Below are 25,176 nucleotides of genomic sequence, written 5' to 3' on the forward strand. Positions count from 1 at the left end.
GTATTGAGAAAGAACAATGAATGATATGAAATAAATGAAAGGATTTGCCAAGATGCATAGGCTCAGCAGCCCGCCACACGCGTGGCGGCCGGGGCAAGCCTGTGCCATCGGGTGTACGATGAGCCATCTTGCATATCCGAGCACAGGCAATGATTACCACCGACTACGTTTCCACTTATTCCGGCAACCGTTTTTATCCCTTGCGCCCGCATATCGACAAGGTAGTCATTGAAGACATTGCGCACGGCCTCGCTTACCAATGCCGCTTCAATGGACAGACGCAAGTGTTTTACTCGGTCGCCCAGCACAGCCTGATCGTCGCCGGGCTGGTGCCGCCCCATTTGCGCCTGGCCGCCCTGCTGCACGACGCGGCGGAAGCCTACCTGGGCGACATGGTGAAGCCCTTGAAAGTGCTGCTGCCGGAATTTGCCGTACTGGAAGACAAGGTCAGCGCCATCATCGCCGCCACGTATGGCCTGGATTTTTCCGATTACGCCCCCATCAAGCGGGCCGACCTGATCGCGCTGGCCACGGAAAAGCGCGACCTGATGCCGCACTCGGCAGAGCGCTGGGCTTACCTTGACGGCATCGCCCCCTTGCCCGGTATAATCGAAGCCATGGATCCGGCCGAAGCCAAGCAGCGCTTCCTGCATGCCTTTGCCCAGCTGAGCGGGCTGGGGCTGGCAGCGTGAATGCTTCCTGCCTGCCGCGCGAACGGGCGCTAAGCCCCGGTTTTTGCACGGCTTTTTCAGATATCCACAGCAACTGTGGATAAAGTTGTTGATAAGCCCCTCTTGACAAGCCGCAACGCCAGTACCGATGCGGCTTTCAACAATTTGCTGATTTCACAGGCAATTTTTTACTCCAATGAAATCAATGACTTAGAATCATGATTTTACGCCAAAGCAAAGTTGCTCGAACACCATGAAAATATATTTTTCTGGGCATACGCAATCTTGCTCCAGACCGTCTTGCCTGAACCGCATTGTTTTGACAAACCCCGCAGACTGGCATAGTGTGGAGTGAGTGAGCACGATCAACGGTGGATAAATGCATGAATATGGATAGCGACAGTGCCGCCAAGGGAGCGGACGAACCCGACTGGCTGGTCGAAGAGCCACCCGGGCGGGCAGACGCGGCGGCGGAGTCCGCCAACGCGGCGCCATGGCGCGTGCTGATTGTCGATGACGATGTCGATGTGCACGTGGTGACCAAGTTCGCCCTCAGCCAGGCCAGTTTCCAGGGCCGCAGGCTGAGCTTTCTGCACGCGTATTCGGGCGCCGAGGCGCTCGCCTTGCTGCGCAGCACACAAGATATCGCCGTGGTGCTGCTCGATGTCATCATGGAAACCCAGGATGCCGGGCTGCAAGTGGCGCGCCAGGTGCGCGAAGACTTACACAACAGTGCCGTGCGCATCATCCTGCGCACGGGCCAGCCTGGCCAGGCACTGGAACACCGCATCATCATCGACTACGACATCAATGATTTCTGGTGCAAGACCGACCTGACCACGCGCAAGCTGTTTACCACCGTGATCGCCTCGCTGCGCACCTATGCCACCTTGCGCGAAGCGCAGCAACAAGTCGCCGACCTCGCCGCCGCCCTGGCCCACTGCGGCGACGCGCCAGCGCAACCGGCTGGCGGCAAACCCTGAGCAGCCGCCGCTACTTTCAGTCATAAAAACAAAAGCACTGGATAGGCATACAGGCTTGTGGCATGCCCCATTCTGGCCCATCTTGCTGGCCGATGGCAGGCGCTGACCGGCCCCTATTTCCTAAGTAGCGGATTGTTAAGCGCTTTTTCAGATATCCACACGGACTGTGGATATCTTTGTGGATAAGCGCCTATTGACAGGCTTCAAAGCCACAGCCCGTGCGGCTTTCAATAAACTGCTCAATCAAACAGCAAAAATAAAACCCATTAAAATCAATTACTTAGAAATCCACGCATAATCACAAGAAAATTATTTCGCCAATTTCGTTAACCCATCATTTGTGCATAACTGAGCCGTAATGATCAATCCGACAACGCCGGATTGACGCTGCCGGCAACACAGTTGCCGTGTGGCTACTCAATGCATAGTCTGGCGGCGCTGCTCCGGATGCAGCAGCACGCGTTCGATCAGTTCCGGGGCGATATTGTATGACTTCAGGTATTCCAGCGCACACAAGGTACTGAACGCGGCCTGCACGGCAATGCCCAAGTTGACGATATCGCACATCTTTTGATCGACCCGGGCATGCGGCATTACGGTTTTGACGGGCATATGCAGCGTTTCTGTGGCATTAGGCATGATGAACAACTCCTGCGAAGGGGAACGGAGGGATGGAGACGGCGTAGCGCTACGAACCGCACCCGCGCTGACCGGAACAGTGGTCGTGCTGCCGATAAAGTATTGCCGATAAACTCTCGATGTCAATGGCAGGGAAACATGAGCCACAGTTTTTTTCTTGCAGGCACAACTGGAGCCGAAAGCGATGGACAAGCGCAATCGGCCACGGCGATAATCAGCCATGCCTTCATCCCCCCTTGCCGCCCTCCCGCCCGACCTGCCCCGCCCGCAACCGGCCTCGCTGGCCGACCTGTTCTTCTCGTTCACCTGGCTGGCCTTGCAGGGATTCGGCGGCGTGCTGGCCGTGATCCAGCGCGAAATGGTCGAGCGCAAGCGCTGGCTGACGCAGGAGGAATTCCTGGAAGACTGGGCCGTGGCGCAAATCATGCCCGGACCGAATGTCGTCAACCTGTCGCTGATGGTGGGCGGGCGCTATTTCGGCTTGCGCGGCGCGCTGGCGGCGCTGGCCGGCATGCTGGCCGTGCCCCTCGTCATCGTGCTGCTGCTCGGTGTGCTGTACACGCGCTTTGGCGACAACCCGCAGATGGCGGGCGCACTGCGCGGCATGGCCGCCGTATCGGCCGGCATGATCGCCGCCACGGGCGTGAAACTGGCGACCGCGCTGGCCAGACATCCGCTGCCCCTGTGGCTGACCTTGTCCATCACCGCGCTGGGCGTGCTGATGGTGGCCGTGCTGCGCTGGCCCCTGCTGTACATCCTGCTGGGCCTGGGCGGCATCGGCTGCCTGCTGACGTATCGAAAGCTGTCCGCATGAATCCGCCGCTGCAACTGGTGTTGAGCGCGGGCGACTGGCTGAACCTGTTCGGCCACTACCTGATGCTGTCGCTGATGTCGATCGGCGGCGCCATTTCCACCACCTCCGAAATGCACCGCTTCCTCGTCGAGCAGCATGGCTGGCTGACGCAGGCGCAATTCAATGAGTCGATTGCCATCGCCCAGGCCGCGCCCGGCCCCAACGTGCTGTTCGTCGCCCTGATGGGCTGGAACGTGGGCATGAATGCGGGCAGCTACACGGCCGCGTACCTGGGCGTGCTGGTGACCATGGTGGGCATCATGCTGCCCAGCACCACCCTCACCTACGTGGCGGCCCAGTGGGGCTACCGGAACCGCGACCTGCGCCCCGTGCGCGCGTTCAAACAAGGCATGGCGCCCATCGTCGTCGCCCTCCTGATTTCCACCGGCATGATTTTGGGCGGCGCCAACCATGACCTCCGCACGGACTGGCCCCTGTGGAGCCTGTCCATCGTGGCCGGCCTGATCATCTGGCGCACGAAGATCCATTTATTGTGGCTGCTGGCGGCCGGCGCCGTGCTGGGCTGGTTCCAGCTGGTTTAGTACGCCTATCAAAACCTACTGCGCGTCGTAATTTGCGGCCTGCGATGCTCACTGGCTCGGCGCCCCCGTACCTTCGTACAGTTGCGCTTCTCGAGCCAACGGGGGCGCCGAGCCTTCCTTCCGCTCGCTACGGTTTTGTTAGGCGTTGTTAAGCCAGTTATTAAGCCTACACGGCCAAATGGCGCTTCACCTCCTCGCCATCCATCTGTTCTGCACTTCCGCTGGCCACCACGCTGCCGCGCGACAGCACGATGAAGTCGTCGGCCAGTTCGCGGGCGAAATCAAAATACTGTTCGCACAGCACGATGGCCATGTCACCGCGTTGTTTCAACAAGGCAATGACCCTGCCGATATCCTTGATGACGGACGGCTGGATACCTTCCGTCGGCTCGTCGAAGATGATCAATTGCGGTTCGGCCAGCAGCGCGCGGGCGATGGCCAGCTGCTGCTGTTGCCCACCCGACAAATCGCCGCCACGCCGCTGCAGCATCTCTTTGAGCACCGGAAACAGTTCATACACGTGGGGATCGATGCGCGAGGCTTGCCTGCCCCGCTTCACCGCCATACCCATCAGCAAGTTTTCCTCGACCGTCAGGCGCGCAAAGATGTCGCGCCCCTGCGGCACGTAGGCGATGCCCAGCTTTGCCCGCGCATGCGGCGCCAGCTTCGTGATGTCGCGCCCGTTAAAGGCCACCGTGCCCTGCGCCACGGGCAGCACGCCCATCAGGCATTTCAACAAGGTCGTCTTGCCCACGCCATTCCTGCCCAGCAAGGCCAGGCACTCGCCCTTGCGCGCCGACATGTTGATGCCGCGCAAGGTATGCGAGGAGCCATAGTATTGATTCAACTGTTGCACTTCGAGCATGGTTACCTCCCCAGATAGACTTCGATGACCCGCTCGTCGGCTTGCACTTCGTCCATGCGGCCCTGCGCCAGCACTGCCCCTTCGTGCAGCACGGTGACGATGCCTTGCTGGGCAATGTCCGTGACGAAACCCATGTCGTGCTCGACCACCATGATGGAGTGCTTGCCGCGCAATTCATTGAGCAATTCCGCCGTGCGCGCCGTTTCCGCGTCCGACATGCCGGCCACCGGTTCGTCCAGCAGGATCAGCTGCGGCTCCTGCATCAAGAGCATGCCGATTTCCAGCCACTGCTTTTGCCCGTGCGACAGCAAGCCGGCCGGCCGCGCCTCGTGGCCGTTGAGGCGGATCAAACGCAATATCGCTTCGATCCTGCCCGCCTGCTCCGAGCTCAAGCGGGCAAACAGGGTGGGCGCCACGCGCTTGTCCATCTTCATGGCCAGTTCCAGGTTATCGAACACCGTATGCTGCTCGAACACGGTGGGACGCTGGAACTTGCGGCCGATGCCCGCGTGGGCGATTTGCGCTTCCGTCATCGTCGCCAGATTCATGGTCTGGCCGAACCAGGCCGTGCCGGACGTGGGCCGCGTCTTGCCCGTGATGACATCCATCATCGTCGTCTTGCCCGCCCCGTTCGGGCCGATGATGCAGCGCAATTCGCCCACGGAAATATCCAGGCTCAGCTTGTTGATGGCCTTGAAGCCATCGAAGGACACGCAGATGTCTTCCAGATACAAAATGGCGCCGTGCGTCGTGTCGACGCCCTCGCCTTTCACGCGCGAATACGTGGGGCCAGCTTCGGCGCTGGCCATGCCGGGCAACATGCGGATGCTCATGCGGCCTCCTCTGCCACGACGGGCTTGCGTTTGAGCTTGCTCAACACGCCAAGCATGCCTTGCTGCATGAACAAGGTGACGACGATGAACAGCAGGCCCAGCGCGAACAGCCACAGCTCCGGCAAGGCAGCCGTGAACCAGCTCTTCAAGCCGTTCACGGTGAAGGCGCCCAAAATCGGGCCGAGCAAGGTGCCGCGTCCGCCCACGGCCACCCACACCACCATTTCGATGGAGTTGGCGGGCGACATTTCGGACGGGTTGATGATGCCCACCTGCGGCACGTACAGGGCGCCGGCGATGCCGCACAACACGGCCGACAAAGTCCAGACGAACAGCTTGAACCACAGCGGGTTGTAGCCAAGAAACATCAGCCGCGCCTCGCTGTCGCGCACGCCCTGCAGAACGCGACCCAGCTTCGAGCGGACGATGGCGCGCGCACCGATCAAGGCCGCCAGCAGGAAGGTGAGCGTCAGCAGGAACAGCACGGCCCGGGTGGCCGGTGCCGTGATGCTGTGGCCAAGAATGGTCTTGAAATCCGTGAAACCGTTGTTGCCGCCAAAGCCGGTGTCATTGCGGAAGAACAAGAGCATGAAGGCATACGTCATCGCTTGCGTGATGATGGAAAAATACACGCCCTTGATGCGCGAGCGAAAGGCAAAGTAACCGAAGACAAAAGCCAGCACGCCTGGCACCAGCACGACGAGGGCCATGCAGTACCAGAAATGTTCGGTAAACGCCCAGTACCAGGGGTAAGTTTTCCAGTCGAGAAAGACCATGAAGTCGGGCAAGCTGCTGTGGTACTGGCCCTGGTCGCCGATGGCGCGCATCAGATACATGCCGTGCGCATATGCGCCCAGCGCAAAGAACACGCCGTGGCCCAGGGACAGGATGCCCGTGTAACCCCAGACGAGGTCCAGCGCCAGTGCGGCCAGTGCATAGCACATGAACTTGCCCACCAGCGCCACCACGTAGGCGGACACGTGCAGCGCATGCCCTTCGGCAAACGCCAGGTTAAAAATCGGCAACAGCGCCGCCAGCACCGTGCATGCGGCAATCGCCAGCCAGACAGGCCGCGTGAACAGGCCCTGCTTTATCGGGTAGGAGCTAGTCATTCGACGCTGCGTCCCTTCATGGCAAACAGGCCCTGCGGCCGGCGCTGGATGAAAATGATGATGAACACGAGAATGGCGATCTTCGCCAGCACGGCGCCCGCCACCGGTTCAAGAAATTTGTTGACTTCGCCCAGGCCCAGCGCGGCGATCACGGTGCCGGCCAGCTGGCCCACGCCGCCCAGCACCACCACCATGAAGGAGTCGACGATGTAGCTTTGGCCCAGGTCCGGCCCCACATTGCCCAGCTGCGACAGGGCCACGCCGCCCAGGCCCGCGATGCCGGAACCGAGGCCGAAAGTCAGCATGTCGACCTTGCCCGTGGCCACGCCCACGCAATCGGCCATGCGGCGGTTTTGCGTGACGGCCCGCACGAACAGGCCCAGCCGTGTCTTGTTCAGGATCAACCACACGGCCACCACGACGATGACGGCGAAGACGATGATGGCCAGCCGGTTGTACGGCAACACGAGGCCGCCCAGCACGCTGACGCCGCCCGACATCCAGGCCGGGTTGGCCACTTCCACGTTTTGCGCGCCGAAGATGGTGCGCACAAGCTGCATCAGAATCAGGCTGATGCCCCAGGTGGCCAGCAGGGTTTCCAGCGGCCGGCCATACAGCCAGCGGATCACCGTGCGTTCCAGCGCCACGCCCACCAGGCCGGCAACAAAAAAGGCGGCCGGCAAGGCGGCCAGCAAATACCAGTCCTGCATGGCCGGCAAGTAGCTGCGGAAAAACAGCTGGCACAGATAGGTCGTGTAAGCGCCTATCATCAGCAATTCGCCATGCGCCATGTTGATGATGCCCATCAAGCCGAAGGTGATGGCCAGACCCAGTGCCGCCAGCAGCAGTACGCTGCCCAGGGAAATGCCGTAGAACACATTGCCGGCCAATTCCATGCGTGACACTCGTCCCTTGATCTGGCGCATGGTCTCGATGGCGGCCAGCTGCACAGTCTCGTCGGGCTCCCCCCCTTTCTCCAGCATGGCTTGCAGCACGGGCAGCAAGCGCGCATCGCTGCTGCCGGCCAGCGCCTGCACGGCGGCCTTGCGCGTAGCGGTATCGGGCGCATGCAGGTTGGCGCTGGCGATCAGCACCTGCAATAGCTGTTTAATTTCAGCATCGTTTTCCTGCGCCAGCGCCGTGCGGATCAGGGGAAGCTGCGCGGGATCAAGCGCCTTTTGCAAGGCTTGCGCGGCCTCCAGCCGTACCGTCCGTTGCGGTGCCAGCAACTGCAAGCCCGACAAGGCGCCCGCCACGGCCGCGCGCAAGCGGTTGTTGACCATCACGCCATCGATGCCGTCCGGCACGGCACCCAGCTGGCCCGTGGCCGGATCGTAGGCTTGCTCGCCGTCGACGACATACACCTTGCCATCGGGCGCGGCATACAAGGCGTCGTCCTGCAAGGCTTGCAGCACACGGGCGGCCTCGGGCGTGGCCAGGGCGGCGATCTGCGCGACGGCAACGACGCGGGCTTCAGGGTCGTCGCCAGCCAGCGGTTTCAGCAGATCAGGAGAGATGGCGGCCTGCGCCATGGATGACAGGCACAGGCAGGCGAAGACCAGCAGCGATGTAAATAGCCTCATTGAGTTCCCGGGAAAGCGTTGATGGTCAGCACCACCGGACGCATGCCCGATGGCGCCGGCGTTGCTTTTACAGCTTTTGCTTGCCCTCATTGCCCTTGATATACGGGCTCCACGGCTGGGCGCGTATCGGTTCCTTGGTTTTCCACACGACATTGAATTGCCCATCGGCCTTGATCTCGCCGATCATCACAGGCTTGTGCAGATGGTGATTCGTCGCATCCATGGTCAGCGTGAAGCCCGATGGCGCCTTGACGCTTTGGCCGGCCATGGCGGCGATCACCTTGTCCGTGTCCGTCGACTTGGCCTTTTCCACGGCTTGCGCCCACATATGGATGCCCACATAGGTCGCTTCCATGGGGTCGTTCGTCACCACCGAACCCGCGTTCGGCAACTTTTGCGCCACCGCATACGTTTTCCACTGCTTGATGAAGGCTGTATTCACGGGGTTCTTGACGGATTCAAAGTAATTCCACGCCGCCAGGTGACCAAGCAAGGGCTTGGTATCGATGCCGCGCAGCTCTTCCTCGCCCACGGAAAACGCGACGACGGGCACGTCCGTGGCTTTCAAGCCTGCATTGCCCAGTTCCTTGTAGAACGGCACGTTCGAATCGCCATTGATGGTGGAAATGACGGCCGTCTTGCCGCCCGTGGAAAACTTCTTGATGTTGGCGACGATGGTTTGATAGTCGGCATGGCCGAACGGCGTGTAGACCTCGCTGATATCGCTATCCTTGACCCCTTTGCTTTTCAGGAAGGCGCGCAAGATCTTGTTGGTGGTGCGCGGATACACATAGTCCGTACCCAGCAGCACGAAACGCTTGGCGCCGCCGCCATCCTTGCTCATCAGGTATTCCACTGCCGGGATCGCCTGCTGGTTCGGCGCGGCGCCCGTATAAAACACATTCTTTTCCAGCTCCTCGCCTTCGTATTGCACCGGGTAAAACAGCAGGCTGTTGAGTTCCTTGAAGACGGGCAAAACCGACTTGCGCGACACGGACGTCCAGCAGCCAAACACGACAGCCACTTTATCCTGCGCCACCAGCTGGCGCGCTTTTTCCGCGAACAAGGGCCAGTTCGACGCGGGATCGACGACGACGGCTTCCAGCTTCTTGCCCAGCACACCGCCCTTGGCATTGATCTCGGCGATCGTCATCAGCGCCACATCCTTGAGTGACGTTTCGGAAATGGCCATGGTGCCCGACAGGGAGTGCAAAATGCCCACCTTGATGGTGTCGGCGGCCAAGGCGGCCTGCATGGTGGTGGACGTGGCCAGGGCGAATGCGGCGGCGGCCGCCGCTTTCAGGATGATACGTCGTGACATGGGGACTCCTGTGATGTATTCGTGGGGGGATGGACTGGGCATACGATGTTGTTAAAGCAGAATGCATGCCAGGCTTACAGCAAGCTGCGCAGCCAGGAAGCCAGCTTCAGCGGCGAGTCCGGAATGGGGCAGCCCTCCCCTGATTTGGTGCGACAGCGCTATTTTCCGGTGAGGAAACGCTCCCAGCGTTGCCTTTGATCGTGTTGCGTGGGGAACGGAGGCGCCCCGCGTCGAATAAACTGCGCTATTTACCGGGGACAGAGCCCGAAATTATCGCAATGAAGATATTTATTCAAAAAACAATTGAGCCTTATTGATAACTGGATTAAGATCAAATAACAACATGTCGCGATTCAAACGGCATGCAAAAAAATGGAAGCAATGTCTTTTTATTTTCCACCGAGGTTAATTTCATTCATGAAAAAAATTCTTCTGAGTTTATTTGCATTATCCCTTTTGAGCGCTTGTGCTTCCTCGCCCATGCCGGCGGGAACGCCAGGCAATCAGGTGGCCTATGAAGATAGTGAAGCAGTTACTGGCAGCAATATCAAGAAACGCCTGAGAAAAGGTCACGACGTGATGTCCGTGGTATCGAAAGATGAAGTCGATGATTTTCGCCAGCAAATGCCGGCACAGCCAGCAGCCAAAGGGTTTTAAAGGGCGGGCCGTACTGGCCAGCGCGGTCGCCCTGTTTCAGGCCGCTATCATGCATATCGCCTGACAATAAAAAAGCCTGCTTGCGCGCCGAAATGAATTTTCGGCAACGCAACCAGGCTTTTTATCGGACAGCGCAGCAGTTCACATCCAGCCGCCTCAGCGCGTTGCCTCCCCGGATCTGCCACGCAGGCGGCGCCAGCCCTTGCGTCCCAGCGGGAACAGCAGCACGAACGCGATCAGCCACGGCAGAATATACGCCATGGCCGTGATGGCGTTGGCCACGCCTTCCGACAGGTTTTCCGTGAAATTGCCCAGCGCGCGCTTGACGGGACGCCAGAACGACTGCTTGCCTTCGGCACTGATGGCCACGTTCAGCAAGTCCGTGTCGATGCGCTGCATCAACAGCGCATTGGCCGCCGTCGCCTGCTCCAGTTCCACTTGCACGGTGGCCAGTTCCTTGGTCACCTTGATCAGCGCGTCGACGTTCGCGCCCGAGCGTTTTTCCAGGTCCTGCAATTGCGCCTGGTACTGCTTGAGCATCTCCAGGCGTTTCTTGCTGTCGAGCACGGGACGCCCCAGGTCTTCCACCTTGGTGCCCTGGCTAGTGACGTCGCCTCCGGCCGCGACCAGCGCCACGAGCTTCTTGATGCCGGCCGGCTTGGCGCGCATGCTGATGCGCGCGTGCACGTAACGGCCGCCGTCAATGCTGGAGTCGAGCAGCAAGCAGCCGTTTTCCGTGTCGGCCTTGCAGGCGGCGACCACTTGTTCATACAGGGGGCGCACTTGCGCCTCGTGCGTATCGACGCTGACATTGTGTTCATAGGCAAGAAACTCGCTGCCTTTTTCCTTGCCATCGAGACGCGCGGCACTGGACTGGCCCGCGCTCTCGCCCTTGCCGCCGCAACCGGCCAGCAGCAACAGGCCGATCAGGCTGATATACAGTTTTTTCATGCTTTCTTTCTTTGAATTATTTTCGAACCGGCAACATCTCAACATCGGGCAAATGCGCGGCCACATCCTGCACCGTGGAGTAGCCGGTCAGGGACGCCACCACCTGCGCCAGCGGTGCCGGCCAGATTTCCGGTAGATCGCGCTCCTCGGGCGCCAGCACGGGAAAGGCCAGCTGCTCCTGCGGTGGCGTGAAGGCGGCAGCGACGCCGGGCTTGTTGCCGCGCGCATCGATGCGGTACCAGCCAAACTCTTGCAGATACACGGCATTCAAGCCATGCAGGCAGAACGGCGGCCCCACTTCGCCCACGGCCAGGCGCTGGTAGCACAGGCCGGCAGGAATGCCGTTGGCGCGCAGCAGCGCGGCCAGCAGATGGCTCTTTGCATAACAGTAACCCGTGCCATGCTGCAAGACCTCGGAAGCGCGGCAGGTGACGGGATTGCGCTGGTAATCCCAGCTGTGGGCAATCTCGTCGCGCACGAAGGCAAAGCAGCGGGCCGCGATGGCGGCGTCGCCCACCGCGCCGGCAGCCAGTTCGGCCGCCCTGGCGCGCACGGCCGGATGCTCGCTGTCGATATAGGTGCTGCTGGCCAGATAGATGGAAAAGTCGGTAACCATGGCATCAAGATCATGCAAAAAGATAATGCGCGATTCTAGTCGAAACGGCCCGAAATCGAGCGTTTCCTTGCGCAGGAACAAAGAAAAACCATGCGTCAGCCTGGCTGCGCCGGGGCCGGCGGCTTTGGCGGCGGCCCGGTAGCTGGTATCATGCGGGCAAACGCAGCCGGCCCTGTCGGCCCGGCACCTGCACTACCCTGCGAAGCGGCCCCGCCACCCGGCGCGCCGCCGACGCCACCCTACAGATCAGAGAAACGAGTTCCTATGAGCACACCATCGTCCCACCCATCGTTCTGGCGCCGAGTCCCGCTGGCTTTCGGCGCCTTCTTCAGCACCCTGTCGGACGCCGCCTATGCGGCCCGCGTGGAAAAACTGTCCTTGCCCGAGGCGGCGCCGGTGGCTCCTGCTCCTGCACCAGCCCCCGTGCCAACGCCGGCCGCCGCGCCCGTCATATTAAAAGAAGCCACGCCGGACGCCGCCCTGCAACTGCTGGCGCTGCTGCAACGCGAAGCACGCCTGATCGACTTCACCCAGGAAAACCTGGGCAGCCATGCCGATGCCGACATCGGCGCGGCCGCCCGCGTGGTGCACGAAGGCTGCGCCAAGGTCATGCGCGAATACTTCACCATCGAGGCCGTGCGCCAGGAAGCCGAGGGCAGCCGCATCGTGCTGCAGGAAGGTTTTGATTCCGCGCAAGTTCGCCTGACGGGCAACGTGGTCGGCTCGGCGCCATTCACTGGCACCCTGAGCCACCGCGGCTGGCGCGCCGCCAGCGTGCGCCTGCCGAAACTGAGCGGGCAGCACGACGCCGCCATCCTGGCTCCGGCCGAGGTGGAACTGTGAACGATACCGTCAACCCTGGCCCGCGCTACGCCATCGGCATCGACCTGGGCACCACCCACAGCGCCCTGTCATATGTGAACCTGGTCGAGAGCGACGGCGAAAAGTCCAGCCATGGCGTGCTGAAAGTGCCGCAACTGTCGGCGCCGGGCACCGTCGAAGACCTTTCGCTGCTGCCCTCGTTCGTGTATCTGCCGCACGCCGACGAAGTGGCGGCGGGCGACCTGGCCCTGCCCTGGGTCACCGAGGAAGCCGAAGCACCGTTCGTCGTCGGCGAAATGGCCCGCAGCCGCGGCGCCACCACGCCGATTCGTCTGGTCTCGAGCGCGAAAAGCTGGCTGTGCCACCCGGGCGTCGATCGCCGCGCGGCGATTTTGCCGAACGACGCGCCGGCCGAAGTCGCGCGCATTTCGCCCATCACGGCCGCCACGCGCTACCTGACGCACTTGCGCCAGGCCTGGGACAACGCCCACCCGCAGGCGCCGTTCGCGCAGCAGGAAATCACGGTGACGATACCCGCGTCGTTCGATCCGGCCGCGCGCGAGCTGACGATGGAAGCGGCGCAGGCGGCCGGCTACACCTCGCTGACCCTGCTGGAAGAGCCGCAGGCGGCCCTGTACAGCTGGATCCAGACCAGCGAAGGCCGCTGGCGCAAGGAAGTCAAGCCGGGCGACATCATTTTAGTGGTCGACGTGGGCGGCGGCACCAGCGACTTTTCGCTGATCGCCGTGCTCGAACGCGACGGCGTGCTGGAACCGCATCGCGTGGCCGTCGGTGAACACATCCTGCTTGGCGGCGACAATATGGACCTGGCGCTGGCCCACCTGGTGGCACGCAAGCTGGCCGCCAATGGCACGCAGCTCGACGCCTGGCAAATGCGCGCACTCACTTATGGCTGCCGTAGCGCCAAGGAAAGCCTGCTGGCCGACAGCGGCCTCGATGTGGCACCGATCGTCGTGCCGAGCCGCGGCTCGAAACTGATTGGCGGCTCCATCCGCACGGAACTGACGCGCGCCGAAGTGTCCACCTTCATTCTCGACGGTTTCTTCCCGCAAGTGGAAGCATCGAGCCGCCCTGCCGTGCGCACGCGCGCCGGCCTGACGCAACTGGGCTTGCCATATGCGCAGGACGCGGCCATCACGCGCCACCTGGCCGCGTTCCTGGGCCGGCAAGTGGCGGCCACCAGCGAACTGGAAGGCTTTGCCGGCCGCCAGGCAGAAGGCGCCAGCTTCTTGCACCCGACGGCCGTGCTGTTCAACGGCGGCGTCTTCAAGTCGGACTTGCTGGTGCAGCGCATCATGGCGACAGTCAACGACTGGCTGTACCTGGAAGGCGCGGAACCGGCACGCATGCTGGCCGGGGCCGACCTGGACCTGGCCGTGGCGCGTGGCGCGGCCTACTACAGCTACGTGCGGCGCGGCCATGGCGTACGCATTCGCGGCGGCACAGCCAGCGCCTTCTACGTCGCCATCGAATCGGCCATGCCGGCCATCCCCGGCATGGAACCGCCGATCCAGGCCCTGTGCGTGGCACCGTTCGGCATGGAAGAAGGCAGCGAACTGGAACTGCCGGGCCAGCAATTCGGCCTGGTGGTGGGAGAGCCCGTGCACTTCCGCTTCTTCGCCTCGTCCACGCGCCGCAACGACCAGATCGGCGACTTGCTCGACTTCTGGGGCCCCGATGAATTGCAGGAGCTGAGCGAAATCCAGGCGACCCTGTCCGCCGAAGGCCGGTCGGCCGGCGACGTGGTGCAAGTGAAATTGCACGCACGCGTGACAGAAGCGGGCACGCTGGAACTGCTGGCCGTTTCCCCTGACGGCGCCGAGCGCTGGAAAGTGGAATTCGACGTGCGCGGCACGCCGCAGCCATAAACATGCGCAGCGCTGTGGGCAAGCCGGCCTTCCTGGTCGGCATCGACCTGGGCACCACCAACACGGTGGTGGCGTATGCGGATGCCAACGATGCGCAGGCGGGAATACAGCTGTTCGCCATCGAGCAGCTGCTCGCTCCCGGCGAAGTGGGCGCACGCCCCCTGCTGCCTTCCTTGCGCTACCATCCTGCCGCCGGCGAACTGGCGGCGGGCGACTTGCAGCTGCCGTGGCCAAAGCAGGACGTTGAACACCCCGTGCTGGGCGCCCTGGCGCGCCAGCTCGGCGCGCAAGTGCCGGGCCGCCTCGTTTCCAGCGCAAAGAGCTGGCTGTCGCATGCGAACGTGGACCGCCAGGCGCCGATTTTGCCTTGGGGCGCCGATGCCGACGTGGCCAAGGTGTCGCCCGTGGCGGCCAGCGCCAGCTACCTCGCGTATGTGCGCGCCGCCTGGAATCACCGCTTCCCGCAGGCGCCGCTCGAAGAGCAGGAACTGGTGCTGACCATCCCCGCCTCGTTCGACGAGGGTGCGCGCGCACTCACCCTGGAGGCGGCGCGCCTGGCGGGTTTGCCCACCTTGCGGCTGGTGGAAGAGCCGCAGGCGGCCTTCTATGATTTCCTGCAGCGGCGGCGCGCCACCTTGCGCGACGACCTGGCCAATACGCGCCGCATTTTAGTCTGCGACGTGGGCGGCGGCACGACCGATTTCAGCCTGATCGACGTCGCCTTCGACGAGGATGGCGAACCGCAGCTCACGCGCAGCAGCGTGGGCAACCATTTGATACTCGGCGGCGACAATATGGACCTGGCGCTGGCCCACCTGGTGGAAACGCGCATGGCGGCAGGCGTCGAAGGTGGCATGAAGCTGTCCGCCGCGCGCTTGTCGCAGCTGATGGAGCGCTGCCGCGCCGCCAAAGAATTGCTGCTGTCGAACGATGCGCCGGAAAGCGCCAGCGTCACCCTGCTGGGCGCCGGCGCGCGCCTGATCGGCGGCAGCCGTTCCGCCGACGTCACGCGCGAGGAAGTGGCGGCCCTGGTGGTCGATGGCTTCTTCCCCAAGGTGGAACTCAGCGAGGTAGCAAGAAAAACCCGCGCCGGCATCGTCGAATTCGGCCTGCCGTATGCGCAGGATGCTGCCATCACGCGCCACCTGGCCAGCTTTTTGCACCAGCAACAGGGCGAGCTGCCCGACACCCTGCTGCTGAACGGCGGCGTGTTCCGCGCCGACGCATTGGCGCGCCGCCTGGCAGAGACCCTGGCGCATTGGCGCGGCGCGCCCCTGACCATCCTGCACAACGATAATCCCGACGTGGCCGTGGCGCGTGGCGCTGTCGCCTACGCGCTGGCCCGGCGTGGCCAGGCGCCGCGCATCGGCGGTGGCTCGCCGCGCAGCTATTTCCTCGTGCTGGGCGAAGCGGGCAAAGACAACCGTGCCGTCTGTATCCTGCCCCGTGGCAGCGCCAGCGGCGAGGAAATCCGCCTGACGGAGCGCCTGTTCGCGCTGCGCCTGGGCCGGCCCGTGCGCTTCCACCTGGCCACTTCGCTCTTTGAGGCGGGCGCGCCGCCCAAGCTGGGCGAGATCGTCGACCTGGATGCTGGCGAATACCTGCGCCTGCCGCCGCTGGCCAGCGTGCTGCATGATAAACAGGATGCCAGTGACAAGCGCGAAATCACCGTGCAACTGGCTACCGTCATGACGGAAGTGGGCACGCTGGAAGTGCACTGTGTGGCCGAAGCCGATGCCGGCCAGCGCTGGCTGCTGGAATTCCAGCTACGGGGCGAAGAGGAAAACCACGCCGTAACGTCCACCGCCTCGCCGCGCGTGAAGGAAGCCATCGAAAAAATCGAGCGCATCTTCGGCGGCAAGGCGCAAAAGGTCGACACCAAAGAAGTGCGCCAGCTGCGCCAGCACCTGGAACGCGGGCTGGGCGGACGCGAAAGCTGGGAGACGCCGCTGCTGCGCCAGCTGTTCGACGCCTTGCTACAACGCGCGCGTGGCCGGCGCCGCTCCGCCGAACATGAGCGTGTCTGGCTGAACCTGGCCGGCTACTGTTTGCGTCCCGGCTATGGCGACGCGCTCGACCCGTGGCGCATCGAGCAACTGTGGGACCTGTTCGACACGGGCATCCAGCATCACAAAGATAACCAGGTCTGCGCCGAATGGTGGACCCTGTGGCGCAGGGTGGCCGGCGGCTTGAGCACGCAGCAGCAATTGCGGCTGCTCGACGACTTCGCCTTCAACCTGCAGGCCGATGCGGCTCAGCGCGGCAGCCGCCCCGTCACCCTGGTGAACGGCAGCGACGACGACATGCTGCGCCTGGGCGCCTCGCTCGAGCGCATCCCCGGCGCCTACAAGGCGGAAGTGGGCGCCTGGCTGATCAAGCGTCTGCAGAAGGCGCATAGCGAAGTGGCGGATACGAATACCCTGTGGGCGCTGGCCAGGGTCGGCGCGCGCCAGCCCTTCCACGGCAGCGCGCACGAAGTGGTCGACAGCGCCACCGTGGCCGGATGGCTCACGATGCTGCTGGCGCTGGACTGGAAAAAGACGGAACCGGCGGCGTTTGCCGCCACCCACCTCGCGCGCATGACGGGCGACCGCTCGCGCGACATCGCCGACGACTTGCGCGCCACCATCCTGGCCCGCCTGAAAGCCGTGGGCGCCCCGCCCCTGTGGCAGGCGATGGTCAGCGAAGTGACGCAGCTGGACGAAGCTGTTACCCGCCGCATGCTGGGCGAGGCGCTGCCGCCGGGCTTGAAGCTGATCGGCTGAAACCATGGGTCACGTAGGTCGGATTAGCGTAGCGTAATCCGACAGGCATCGCCAACAATGTTGTCGGATGACGGCCTGCGGCCTGATCCGACCTACCCTTCGCTGCGCGCGCCGCAATACCGCGGCAAACTATCGGCCAGCCATACCCAGGCCATTGCGGCACGCCGCCTTGCGCTAAATCACGGCAATGATCAACAGCACCACCGCCAGCGGCGCCTGCACCAGCACGATGCCGGGATGCGTGCGGCGCAGCTGGGCCCACACGGACAGGCCCGGCACTTCTTCGTGCGGGTGGTGGGCTTCGTCGCGCAGCGACATCGCGTGCAGGAACATGCCGGCGATCAGGGGGCCGGGGTTGACCCACCAGCCCTGCTCCAGCAAGCCGCGCGACAGGTAGATGGCCAGCGCGCCGATGACAAACGGCGAAGCCCACACCAGCGCCAGCATCAGGCGGATGCCATAGAATTCGAACAGGGTACCAAGACGGTGCAAGCGGCTGAAATCGTGGTCTTCCATGCGCTTGTCGATGGCCAGTTCGGCGCGGCCGTACAGGGTCCACAGGCCGCCGAACAGGCAGCCCAGCAGCACGCCGATGACGATGTCGGCCACGAACACCGCATATTTATTGACGTCGGCCGTACCGATGCCCAGCGACGTGTGGGCGGCCGCGTGCAGGTGCAGGCCGGCCTGTTCGCCTTCTGCCGTCGTATAGCGGTCGCGCACATCATAGGTGCTGCCGATATACACGACGTTCTTGCGTAGTGCATTCGCCGCCACGCCGGCCTGGCCATCGATCAGTTGGACGCGCGTGCGCGTGGGGTTCAGAAATTGCGGCGCCACGGCGGCCGGGTGAAACGGCGCCGTGACGGCGTTCTGTTCGGCCGCATCCTTCGCGTCGCCGTGGATCACGGGTTCGAACGCCCAGCGCGCCAATTCCTTTTCGCTGTCCGTGCGCCGGGCCAGCTGGCACACGCGGGCGGCCAGCGCCAGCCCATCCTTTTGCTCGGACAAGACGGCCGGCATCGGCTGCTGCTGTTCCTGTTCATCGGCGCCATGCGCCAGTTCAAAGGCCACGGCCGCCAGCACGGGGCTTTTCAGCTCGATGCGCGTGACTGCGCCCATGCGTTCGCGGATCCGCGGGCTGGCGAAGTGAATGCCGGCCGCGCAGCGCGCGCGTATCCAGGGCAAGTTCGCGTTCTGGTCCGATTGTTCGGGCAGGATCAGCACCAGTTGCCGGCCATTCGCGGCCAACTGGTCGAGCATGCGGTCCAGCGGCCGTTCGCCAGCCTTGTGCTGTTCATACACGGCTGGCGCCAGGTCGAGGTCGATGGCCAGCACCTTGCTGCCGCGCGCGGCGGCGCTGGCGAGCAATTGCTCCAGGCGGGTGCGCTCCAGCGGTTCACGCTCGTCGAAGACCTGTTCGAACGCGGGCTGGTCGATTTCGATGATGCCGGGCCGGTAGGCGGCGCCCGGGTCCTTGCCCCGCTCCAGCAGCTGCCCCTGTTCCGCGCTGGCGCGCAGCATGGCCGCATCGAGCCATTCGAGCACGTGAAAACCTTCCAGCACCAGCATCAGCGCGGCGATCAGGCTGGCGCCGATCACGTGGTGCAGCAGGTGCGTGCCCGTCAGCTTGAAGGCCGAGCCCAGCTGGGCGACCGGCCACAGCAGGCGCCGCCAGAGCGGCGGGCGCGGTTGATCTGGCGGGCTGGTTTCCACAGTGTGCTTCCCTTGCGTGCGGTGCATGAATTACCATTCAGGCAACAATTAATGACGAAAGGACAGTGTATTCCAGTTGTGCCCAGCCCGCCGCACGGCTGGCAGCCTATTTCGGCTGGGCCAGCAGCAGCTTGCCCAGCGCTTCGAAGGCCGGCGTGGTGGTCGGGTCATTCGCCGCATTGGCCGCCGTCGGCGTGGACGCAAAACGCACGATCACCATTTCCGCCTTCGGATCGACATAGATGCGCTGGCCGTACACGCCGCGCGCCATGTAGGCGCCATGGTCGTTATGCGTGACCCACCACATGTCGCGGTAGCTCCAGCCCTTGAGCAAATCGTAGCCGCCCTTGGCGAACAGCTGCTTGTCGCCGCCGCGGCGGATATCGTCGACTGCCGCCTTGGGCAGTATCTGCTGGCCGTTGTAGCGGCCATCGTTGCGCAGCATTTCGCCGAAGCGGGCCAGGTCACGCAAGCCCGCATTCAAGCCGCCGCCGGCAAACGGCGTGCCCGTCGAATCGACCGTCATGTAGGCATCCTGCTCGGCGCCCAGCTTTTGCCAGATGCGCTCGGACAGATACGCGTTGACGTTCTGCCCCGTGACGCGGGCAATAATCCAGCCCAGCACGTCGGAGTTGACCGTGCGGTAGCCGAACGCCTCGCCGTGCCGGCCTTCGTGCTGCACCGTTTGCAGGTACTCGAAATAGCTGCGCGGCCCCGTGTAATCCTTCGGCTTGGGCAATGGGCTGCCTGCCGCCGCGTGCTGCCACACTTCCGCTTTCGGGTCGGCGTAATCTTCGCTGAATTTCAGGCCCGTGGTCATGTCGAGCACCTGGCGCACGGTGGCGTCGCCAAATGCCGATTTGGCCAGTTCCGGCACATACTCGGCCACTTTCTTGTCCGGATCGAGCTTGCCTTCGGCCACCAGCGCCGCGCCGATGGTGCCCATCACGGACTTCGTCACCGACATGGCGCCATGCTGGCCACTCTCTTTCAGCACGCCAAAGTAACGCTCATACACGATGCGACCCCGGTGCAGCACCACGATGCCGTCCGTGTAGTTGGCACCCAGCGACTGCTCCCAGGTCATCGTTTCCTTCGCGCCCAGGGGCGTGAAGCGCAGGCTGTCGATATCCTTGCGCAGCGCGCGTTTCAATGGCACGGGCGCCTTCAAGCCGCGCGCTACTTCCACCGTCGGCATCAGCTGGCGGAAGTGCGACACGCTCCAGCGCAGCTGCGGGAAATTGAAATAGCTGCCATCGTCGAAGCGGATGATTTTATCGGCCGGCGGCGGCGCGCCCACCATCCATTGCAAGGCAGCCGGATCGCTGGCGGCCGCTGACAGCGGGGTGGCAGCCACCTTGGTCGTCTCTGCCGCGTGGGTGCCGGCGGCCAGCGCCAGACAGGCGGCGGCCAGGGCCAGGCGTTTCATGCTGGGAAAATCGTTCATGCGATGCTCTCCTTGATAAACAGAATATTTAATAAACCCACACGACATTCGCCAGCCAGCCCGTCCACGTTTTGGCCTGTCCATTCACCAGTTGGTTGACGCCGGACTGCGCGAACGAGGCGCTGAAACCCAGGGTCAGATAGGTATTCGGGTTCACCACGCGCACATACTTGACGAAGACATCGTTGGCCAGCATCGGGCGCAGTACGCCGGCGATCACCACGGGGGCGTCGCCCGGCACGTCGAGGCGCGTGGCCTGGCCGAACTGCAGCGGGCTGCCCATCTGGTTGGCCCGCACCTGGGCCAGGTAGGCCGTCACGGTGTCTTTCGGCGTCGGGTGCAGCTCGATGGTGGCCTGCAGCGCGTTCACGTTGGCATTCACGAAAACCCAGGTGGCCTTGCTGCCTGAAGCCCAGGCGCCCGGCGTGCCTTCGAAGAACAGCGGGTCGAAGCGCTCGTTGCGCGCCGTACGCGGATCGTCGCCTGAAAAACTCTGGTAGCCAAGGGTGAACTTCGGTGTCCAGGCCACGTCGGGCAGCGAAAAGCCCCCTTCCGTGCGCCAGCCCCAGCCCCGCATCGGCTCGCGCGTATTCCATTCGCGCGCCGCATCGACGCCGAACCAGCCTTTCGACAACAGCGTGGGCAGCACGGGAACGCGCGCGTAGCCATACGCGAACTGCAGATCCTTGCGGCCATCGGGCACGGCCAGCGGCGCGCCGATGCCGCCCGGCGCCGCCTGCGGATACGCGGCATGCGAACGCGGTACCTTGCCATACGCGATGCCCGCCTTGCGGTCGTTCGCGGGCGCGTAGCTGACATCCACGCCGACGACGCGCGTGCCGCTATCGTTGTCGGGGTTTTCATTCGGGTCGAGGTAAAACGCCTGGGCGCTGAACGCATCCTGGCTTATCTTGGCCACCACGGAATTCTGGAAGGCCTTGCGCGGGCCGAGCTTCAGCGCGCCGCGGTCAAAGCCGTTCGAGCCGCCATTGGCAATCAGCATGCCCGTGCCCAGCGTGAAATTCTGCGCGCCGGCCGACAGGTCGAGCATGGCGCGCGTGCCGCCGAGCGGCATGCGGATGCCGGCGACGAATTCCTCGATCGAGATGCGGCCCGTGTCGCCCGCGCCAAAAGGATCGTGGCGCAAGGTGCCCGAGCCGACGCCAGACACGCGTGCATACAGCTGCCTGCCGTCGCCGAAATTGCGCTTGAAGCCGAGCGCCGGCTTGACATAGAACTCGTACCAGTAGGGCTTGAAATCGAAGTCGGGATTGCGCGCCGGCGTATTCGACAGCTTCCAGAACAGATTGCTCTCGCCGGCCACCTGCACGCCCGCTTCCACGGAACGCGTCACTTGCCAGCCGGCGCCGATGAGCGGCTCGGCGGCGGCGCGCCGGGCCACCTCTTTTTCCATGCTGCTCTGCCCATCGGGATCGAGCTGGCCGGCGGCGCCGCAGGCGGCGCTCGCTCCCAGCAAGGCCAGCACCATCGTTCTGCGTATCAGGAACATCGTTTGCATTGCCATAGATATCCCTTGCGCTAACTGACTGTCAATTTGAGCGGATGTTATCAGAGATGCTCTTTTTTATTGTTGTAAAGCATTCTATTGTGCGGGCCACGCGCTGAGACGATCGTCTCACGCGCGCGCCATGCTGCAGCGCAGGATGCGCGGCCCGACGCTTCGTGCTACAAACGACAACACCATAAAAACCTGACCCGAGACACCGGAGAGCGCCATGCCCTACGTCCGCCAGACCAGCCATATCGAGCGCGTGCGCGACCTGATCGCCGGGCGCATCGTCAACCCAGGGGCCGAGACGGCCAGGCTGGCGTCGTCGTACCGGCGCTCGCTGGACGACTACCGGCTCGACCCCGCCTCCACCACGGGGCCGCGCATCCTGACGGGCGCCGAACTGCGCGCCATCCAGCAGTCCGAGGAAGGCTTTCTGCGTTCCACGGGCCAGTGCCTGCCGCGCCTGCACGCCATGGTGCGCGAAGCGGGCTACTGCGTCATCCTGGCCAATGCGCGCGGCGTGACGATCGACTACGTGGTCGACACGGACCAGCGCAAGGACTTCAAGAAGGCGGGCCTGTATCCGGGTTCGTGCTGGTCGGAGGAAGAGGAAGGCACATGCGGCATCGCCTCCGTGCTGCTCGACCAGGAAGCCATCACCGTGCACAAGAGCGACCATTTCCGCGCCGCCTTCACGGGCCTGACCTGCAGCGCCGCACCGATTTTTTCGCCGCACGGCGACTTGATCGGCGTGCTCGATGCGTCGGCCTTGAACTCGCCCGATGCGCGCGACAGCCAGCGCCTGGTGAAACAACTGGTGCGCCAGGGCGCGACCCTGATCGAGGACGGCTTTTTTCTCAAGTCCTACAGCCATTGCTGCATCCTGCTGGCGCACCGCAACCGCCACTTCGTGGAAGTGCAGCCGGAGATGCTGCTGGCCATCGACGAACATGGCGACATCGTCGCCGCCAACGGCTGCGCGCGCGACGTCATCGGGGGGCTCGACACCCTGCCGCGCCCCGTCGCCGAGGTGCTGGAAGTGCGCGCCGAGCGGCTGTTCGACGCGCGCGCGGGACACAATCTGCTGTCGCTGCGCCTGGCCGGCGGCAGCACCTGGCTGCACGCCCGCGTGCGCGCGCCGCTGCGCCAGGCCAGCGCGCGCCTGCGCGCAGCACGCAAGGCGCCCGTCGCGGACGGCGTGCTGGAGTACACGCCGCCGGAGCTGGCCGAGCGCACGCGCATCGTCCACGCCATGAACGCCGCCAAATGGCATCCGCTGCAGGCGGCCGCCATGCTGGGCGTCTCGCGCGCCACGCTGTACCGGCGCCTCAAGCAGCTGCACATCGTGCCGCCGCACCGCCAGTGAGGCATCCGGCAAGCTGAGATTTCCGTCTCATATTCCGCCATGCTGCGCTGCAGGATGCGGGGCCGGAACGCCAGTGTTACAACATCGTCAGCGGCAACACAGCCGCATCCCATCATAAAGTCAGCAGACTTGGAGGAGACACGATGCAAACCGATAACAACCCGCACGACCTGGCCGTAGCCGGCATCCTGGAGCAGCTCGAAGGCTTTCTTCGCGCCAGCGACAGCACGGGCGCCGCGCAACTGTTCGAACAGGATGGCTACTGGCGCGACCTGGTGCTGTTTACCTGGAACCTGAAAACCCTGGAAGGCCGCGAGCAGATCGCTGCCATGCTGGCCGCCCAGCTGGGCGCCGTGCAGCCCGTTTCCATCCGCATCGCCGACGGCGAACATGCGGTGGAAGCGGGCGGCGTGCTGCAAAGCTGGATCACGGTGGAGACGAACGTGGCGCGCGGCGTGGGCTTCATCCGCATCCGCGACGGCAAGATCTGGACCCTGCTCACCACCATGAGCGAATTGAAGGGTTTTGAAGAAGCCAAGGGCCGCCGCCGGCCCATGGGCGCGGAACACGGCGCGCGCACGGACCGCAGCAGCTGGCTGGAGCAGCGCGAACAGGAAGCAAAGGAACTGGGCTACGCGCGCCAGCCCTATTGCGTCATCATCGGCGGCGGCCAGGGCGGCATCGCGCTCGGCGCACGGCTGCGCCAGCTGAACGTCCCCACCATCATCATCGAGAAAAACGCGCGCCCGGGCGACAGCTGGCGCAAGCGCTACAAGTCCTTGTGTCTGCACGACCCCGTCTGGTACGACCACATGCCGTATATCCCCTTCCCCGACAACTGGCCCGTCTTCACGCCGAAGGACAAGGTCGGCGACTGGCTGGAGATGTACACCAAGGTGATGGAGCTGAACTACTGGGGTTCGACGTCATGCGAATCGGCCAGCTTCGACGCAGCCAGCGGCGAGTGGACGGTGCAGGTGCTGCGCGACGGCCAGCCCGTCACCCTGAAGCCGAAGCAACTGGTGCTGGCCACGGGCATGTCGGGCAAGGCGAACATGCCGAAGTTCAAGGGCATGGACGTGTTCCAGGGCGAGCAGCAGCACTCGTCGCAGCATCCGGGGCCGGACGCGTATGTGGGCAAGAAGGTCGTCGTGGTCGGCGCGAACAATTCCGCGCACGATATCTGCGCCGCCCTGTGGGAAGCGGGCGTGGACGTGACCATGGTGCAGCGCTCGTCGACGCACATCGTCAAATCCGACTCGCTGATGGACCTGGCGCTGGGCGACCTGTATTCGGAACGGGCGCTGGCGGCCGGCATGACGACGGCCAAGGCCGACCTGACATTCGCCTCGATTCCCTATAAAATCCTGGCCGACTTCCAGAAGCCCGTCTTCAAGGCCATCCGCGAGCGCGATGCGGCTTTCTATGCACGCCTGGAAGAACGGGGCTTCATGCTCGACTTCGGCGACGACGATTCCGGCCTGTTCATGAAATACCTGCGCCGCGGCTCCGGCTACTACATCGACGTGGGCGCTTCCGAGCTGGTCGCCGACGGCAAGATCAAGCTGAAAAGCGGCGTCGGCGTGCAGGAACTCAAGGCCCATTCCATCGTGCTGTCCGACGGCACGGAGCTGCCGGCCGACCTGGTGGTGTACGCCACCGGCTATGGCTCCATGAATGGCTGGGCGGCCGACCTGATCTCGCCCGAGGTGGCGAACAAAGTGGGCAAGGTGTGGGGACTGGGTTCGGCCACGACGAAGGACCCGGGTCCGTGGGAGGGAGAACAGCGCAATATGTGGAAGCCCACGCAGCAGCAAGCGCTGTGGTTCCACGGCGGCAACCTGCACCAGTCGCGCCACTACTCGCAATACCTGTCGCTGCAGCTGAAGGCGCGCATGGAGGGTTTGAACACGCCCGTGTATGGGCAGCAGGAGGTGCATCACCTGGCGTAAAGGTGATGCAGCCCGCGTAGGTCGGATTAGCGGCACGCCGCGTAATCCGACACATTGTTGGCGGTTCATGTCGGATTACG

General features: G+C 63.7%; 21 protein-coding genes. 10 read left to right on the top strand and 11 right to left on the bottom strand.

The genetic code is table 11. The features are described 5' to 3' along the window. Positions 1-149 precede the first annotated feature (149 nt). Both FJQ89_RS09440 and FJQ89_RS09445 read left to right on the top strand, forming a co-directional pair. Entirely contained in the window at positions 150-692 is a 543-nt protein-coding gene (locus FJQ89_RS09440; RefSeq protein ID WP_141169997.1) for a phosphohydrolase, read from the top strand. A 362-nt stretch (positions 693-1,054) separates the two neighbouring features. Then, positions 1,055-1,654, top strand: coding sequence for a response regulator (locus tag FJQ89_RS09445; RefSeq protein ID WP_243136496.1), 600 nt, complete (start codon positions 1,055-1,057; stop codon positions 1,652-1,654). Between the two features lie 417 nt (positions 1,655-2,071). Here the strand turns inward: FJQ89_RS09445 and FJQ89_RS28415 are convergent, their stop codons facing one another. Then, positions 2,072-2,515: a hypothetical protein gene (locus FJQ89_RS28415; protein ID WP_243136497.1), complete on the bottom strand. Its 444-nt coding sequence runs from the start codon at positions 2,513-2,515 to the stop codon at positions 2,072-2,074. Here FJQ89_RS28415 and FJQ89_RS09455 point away from each other — a divergent pair. Together FJQ89_RS09455 and FJQ89_RS09460 are read left to right on the top strand one after the other, a co-directional pair. Continuing rightward, a complete protein-coding gene (locus tag FJQ89_RS09455; protein WP_141169998.1) occupies positions 2,514-3,107 on the top strand; it encodes a chromate transporter in 594 nt (197 codons plus the stop codon). The two genes, FJQ89_RS28415 and FJQ89_RS09455, sit on opposite strands and share 2 nt — an antisense overlap. Then, a complete protein-coding gene (locus tag FJQ89_RS09460; protein ID WP_141169999.1) occupies positions 3,104-3,688 on the top strand; it encodes a chromate transporter in 585 nt (194 codons plus the stop codon). Before FJQ89_RS09455 ends, FJQ89_RS09460 begins: the two co-directional genes overlap by 4 nt. Positions 3,689-3,854: 166 nt before the next feature. Here FJQ89_RS09460 and urtE read toward each other — a convergent pair whose 3' ends face one another. The 5 genes from urtE to urtA all read right to left on the bottom strand — a co-directional run bounded on the left by urtE (position 3,855) and on the right by urtA (position 9,402). Continuing rightward, entirely contained in the window at positions 3,855-4,553 is a 699-nt protein-coding gene (gene urtE / locus FJQ89_RS09465; protein WP_141170000.1) for an urea ABC transporter ATP-binding subunit UrtE, read from the bottom strand. Positions 4,554-4,555: 2 nt separating this feature from the next. Beyond that, the gene (urtD, locus tag FJQ89_RS09470) at positions 4,556-5,386 is read right to left on the bottom strand and encodes an urea ABC transporter ATP-binding protein UrtD (RefSeq protein WP_141170001.1); all 831 of its coding nucleotides are present in this window, start codon (positions 5,384-5,386) and stop codon (positions 4,556-4,558) included. After that, a complete protein-coding gene (urtC, locus tag FJQ89_RS09475) occupies positions 5,383-6,498 on the bottom strand; it encodes an urea ABC transporter permease subunit UrtC (protein ID WP_141170002.1) in 1,116 nt (371 codons plus the stop codon). The genes urtD and urtC overlap by 4 nt, the downstream gene beginning before the upstream one ends. Next, on the bottom strand, positions 6,495-8,081 hold the full coding sequence (gene urtB / locus FJQ89_RS09480; protein ID WP_141170003.1) for an urea ABC transporter permease subunit UrtB: 1,587 nt from the start codon (positions 8,079-8,081) through the stop codon (positions 6,495-6,497). Before urtB ends, urtC begins: the two co-directional genes overlap by 4 nt. Before the next feature lie 67 nt (positions 8,082-8,148). Continuing rightward, complete coding sequence (gene urtA, locus FJQ89_RS09485) at positions 8,149-9,402, bottom strand: urea ABC transporter substrate-binding protein (RefSeq protein WP_141170004.1); 1,254 nt, start codon at positions 9,400-9,402, stop codon at positions 8,149-8,151. Between the two features lie 417 nt (positions 9,403-9,819). Between urtA and FJQ89_RS09490 the strand changes: the two genes are divergently transcribed. After that, positions 9,820-10,059, top strand: coding sequence for a hypothetical protein (locus FJQ89_RS09490; RefSeq protein WP_141170005.1), 240 nt, complete (start codon positions 9,820-9,822; stop codon positions 10,057-10,059). 156 nt (positions 10,060-10,215) lie between these two features. Here the strand turns inward: FJQ89_RS09490 and FJQ89_RS09495 are convergent, their stop codons facing one another. Then, positions 10,216-11,010: a DUF4349 domain-containing protein gene (locus FJQ89_RS09495; protein ID WP_141170006.1), complete on the bottom strand. Its 795-nt coding sequence runs from the start codon at positions 11,008-11,010 to the stop codon at positions 10,216-10,218. A gap of 16 nt (positions 11,011-11,026) precedes the next feature. Beyond that, the gene (locus FJQ89_RS09500; protein WP_141170007.1) at positions 11,027-11,626 is read right to left on the bottom strand and encodes a transglutaminase-like domain-containing protein; all 600 of its coding nucleotides are present in this window, start codon (positions 11,624-11,626) and stop codon (positions 11,027-11,029) included. Positions 11,627-11,890: 264 nt separating this feature from the next. Between FJQ89_RS09500 and FJQ89_RS09505 the strand changes: the two genes are divergently transcribed. Genes FJQ89_RS09505 through FJQ89_RS09515 form a run of 3 tightly spaced genes read left to right on the top strand, consistent with a single transcriptional unit; the run spans position 11,891 to position 17,102 of the window. Beyond that, positions 11,891-12,469, top strand: a complete 579-nt coding sequence (locus FJQ89_RS09505; RefSeq protein ID WP_141170008.1) for a DUF2760 domain-containing protein — start codon at positions 11,891-11,893, stop codon at positions 12,467-12,469. Then, the gene (locus FJQ89_RS09510) at positions 12,466-14,337 is read left to right on the top strand and encodes an Hsp70 family protein (protein ID WP_141170009.1); all 1,872 of its coding nucleotides are present in this window, start codon (positions 12,466-12,468) and stop codon (positions 14,335-14,337) included. The genes FJQ89_RS09505 and FJQ89_RS09510 overlap by 4 nt, the downstream gene beginning before the upstream one ends. Before the next feature lie 2 nt (positions 14,338-14,339). Continuing rightward, positions 14,340-17,102, top strand: a complete 2,763-nt coding sequence (locus FJQ89_RS09515; RefSeq protein WP_141170010.1) for an Hsp70 family protein — start codon at positions 14,340-14,342, stop codon at positions 17,100-17,102. Positions 17,103-17,276: 174 nt separating this feature from the next. Here the strand turns inward: FJQ89_RS09515 and FJQ89_RS09520 are convergent, their stop codons facing one another. From FJQ89_RS09520 to FJQ89_RS09530, 3 genes are all read right to left on the bottom strand, one after another. Then, positions 17,277-18,845 (bottom strand): CHASE2 domain-containing protein, encoded by a 1,569-nt coding sequence (locus FJQ89_RS09520; RefSeq protein WP_141170011.1) that lies wholly within the window; start codon positions 18,843-18,845, stop codon positions 17,277-17,279. Between the two features lie 79 nt (positions 18,846-18,924). After that, positions 18,925-20,265, bottom strand: coding sequence for a serine hydrolase domain-containing protein (locus FJQ89_RS09525; protein ID WP_423245196.1), 1,341 nt, complete (start codon positions 20,263-20,265; stop codon positions 18,925-18,927). A gap of 28 nt (positions 20,266-20,293) precedes the next feature. Continuing rightward, complete coding sequence (locus tag FJQ89_RS09530) at positions 20,294-21,790, bottom strand: alginate export family protein (RefSeq protein WP_141170012.1); 1,497 nt, start codon at positions 21,788-21,790, stop codon at positions 20,294-20,296. Positions 21,791-22,001: 211 nt separating this feature from the next. Here FJQ89_RS09530 and FJQ89_RS09535 point away from each other — a divergent pair, with 211 nt between their 5' ends. Further along, positions 22,002-23,144 carry a sigma-54-dependent Fis family transcriptional regulator gene (locus FJQ89_RS09535; protein ID WP_141170013.1) on the top strand — a complete coding sequence of 381 codons (1,143 nt, stop codon included), beginning with the start codon at positions 22,002-22,004 and terminating at the stop codon, positions 23,142-23,144. Positions 23,145-23,287: 143 nt separating this feature from the next. Continuing rightward, entirely contained in the window at positions 23,288-25,096 is a 1,809-nt protein-coding gene (locus FJQ89_RS09540; RefSeq protein ID WP_141170014.1) for an NAD(P)/FAD-dependent oxidoreductase, read from the top strand. Positions 25,097-25,176: the final 80 nt, after the last annotated feature.

The organism is Janthinobacterium tructae (genome assembly GCF_006517255.1).
In the GTDB taxonomy this organism is placed as follows: domain Bacteria; phylum Pseudomonadota; class Gammaproteobacteria; order Burkholderiales; family Burkholderiaceae_D; genus Janthinobacterium; species Janthinobacterium tructae.

Coding starts and splice junctions, on each gene's coding strand:
- FJQ89_RS09440 (WP_141169997.1), top strand. CDS start 150: ATGATTACCACCGACTACGTTTCCACTTATTCCGGCAACCGTTTTTAT.
- FJQ89_RS09445 (WP_243136496.1), top strand. CDS start 1,055: ATGAATATGGATAGCGACAGTGCCGCCAAGGGAGCGGACGAACCCGAC.
- FJQ89_RS09455 (WP_141169998.1), top strand. CDS start 2,514: ATGCCTTCATCCCCCCTTGCCGCCCTCCCGCCCGACCTGCCCCGCCCG.
- FJQ89_RS28415 (WP_243136497.1), bottom strand. CDS start 2,515: ATGGCTGATTATCGCCGTGGCCGATTGCGCTTGTCCATCGCTTTCGGC.
- FJQ89_RS09460 (WP_141169999.1), top strand. CDS start 3,104: ATGAATCCGCCGCTGCAACTGGTGTTGAGCGCGGGCGACTGGCTGAAC.
- urtE (WP_141170000.1), bottom strand. CDS start 4,553: ATGCTCGAAGTGCAACAGTTGAATCAATACTATGGCTCCTCGCATACC.
- urtD (WP_141170001.1), bottom strand. CDS start 5,386: ATGAGCATCCGCATGTTGCCCGGCATGGCCAGCGCCGAAGCTGGCCCC.
- urtC (WP_141170002.1), bottom strand. CDS start 6,498: ATGACTAGCTCCTACCCGATAAAGCAGGGCCTGTTCACGCGGCCTGTC.
- urtB (WP_141170003.1), bottom strand. CDS start 8,081: ATGAGGCTATTTACATCGCTGCTGGTCTTCGCCTGCCTGTGCCTGTCA.
- urtA (WP_141170004.1), bottom strand. CDS start 9,402: ATGTCACGACGTATCATCCTGAAAGCGGCGGCCGCCGCCGCATTCGCC.
- FJQ89_RS09490 (WP_141170005.1), top strand. CDS start 9,820: ATGAAAAAAATTCTTCTGAGTTTATTTGCATTATCCCTTTTGAGCGCT.
- FJQ89_RS09495 (WP_141170006.1), bottom strand. CDS start 11,010: ATGAAAAAACTGTATATCAGCCTGATCGGCCTGTTGCTGCTGGCCGGT.
- FJQ89_RS09500 (WP_141170007.1), bottom strand. CDS start 11,626: ATGGTTACCGACTTTTCCATCTATCTGGCCAGCAGCACCTATATCGAC.
- FJQ89_RS09505 (WP_141170008.1), top strand. CDS start 11,891: ATGAGCACACCATCGTCCCACCCATCGTTCTGGCGCCGAGTCCCGCTG.
- FJQ89_RS09515 (WP_141170010.1), top strand. CDS start 14,340: ATGCGCAGCGCTGTGGGCAAGCCGGCCTTCCTGGTCGGCATCGACCTG.
- FJQ89_RS09520 (WP_141170011.1), bottom strand. CDS start 18,845: ATGCACCGCACGCAAGGGAAGCACACTGTGGAAACCAGCCCGCCAGAT.
- FJQ89_RS09525 (WP_423245196.1), bottom strand. CDS start 20,265: ATGAACGATTTTCCCAGCATGAAACGCCTGGCCCTGGCCGCCGCCTGT.
- FJQ89_RS09530 (WP_141170012.1), bottom strand. CDS start 21,790: ATGGCAATGCAAACGATGTTCCTGATACGCAGAACGATGGTGCTGGCC.
- FJQ89_RS09535 (WP_141170013.1), top strand. CDS start 22,002: ATGCCCTACGTCCGCCAGACCAGCCATATCGAGCGCGTGCGCGACCTG.
- FJQ89_RS09540 (WP_141170014.1), top strand. CDS start 23,288: ATGCAAACCGATAACAACCCGCACGACCTGGCCGTAGCCGGCATCCTG.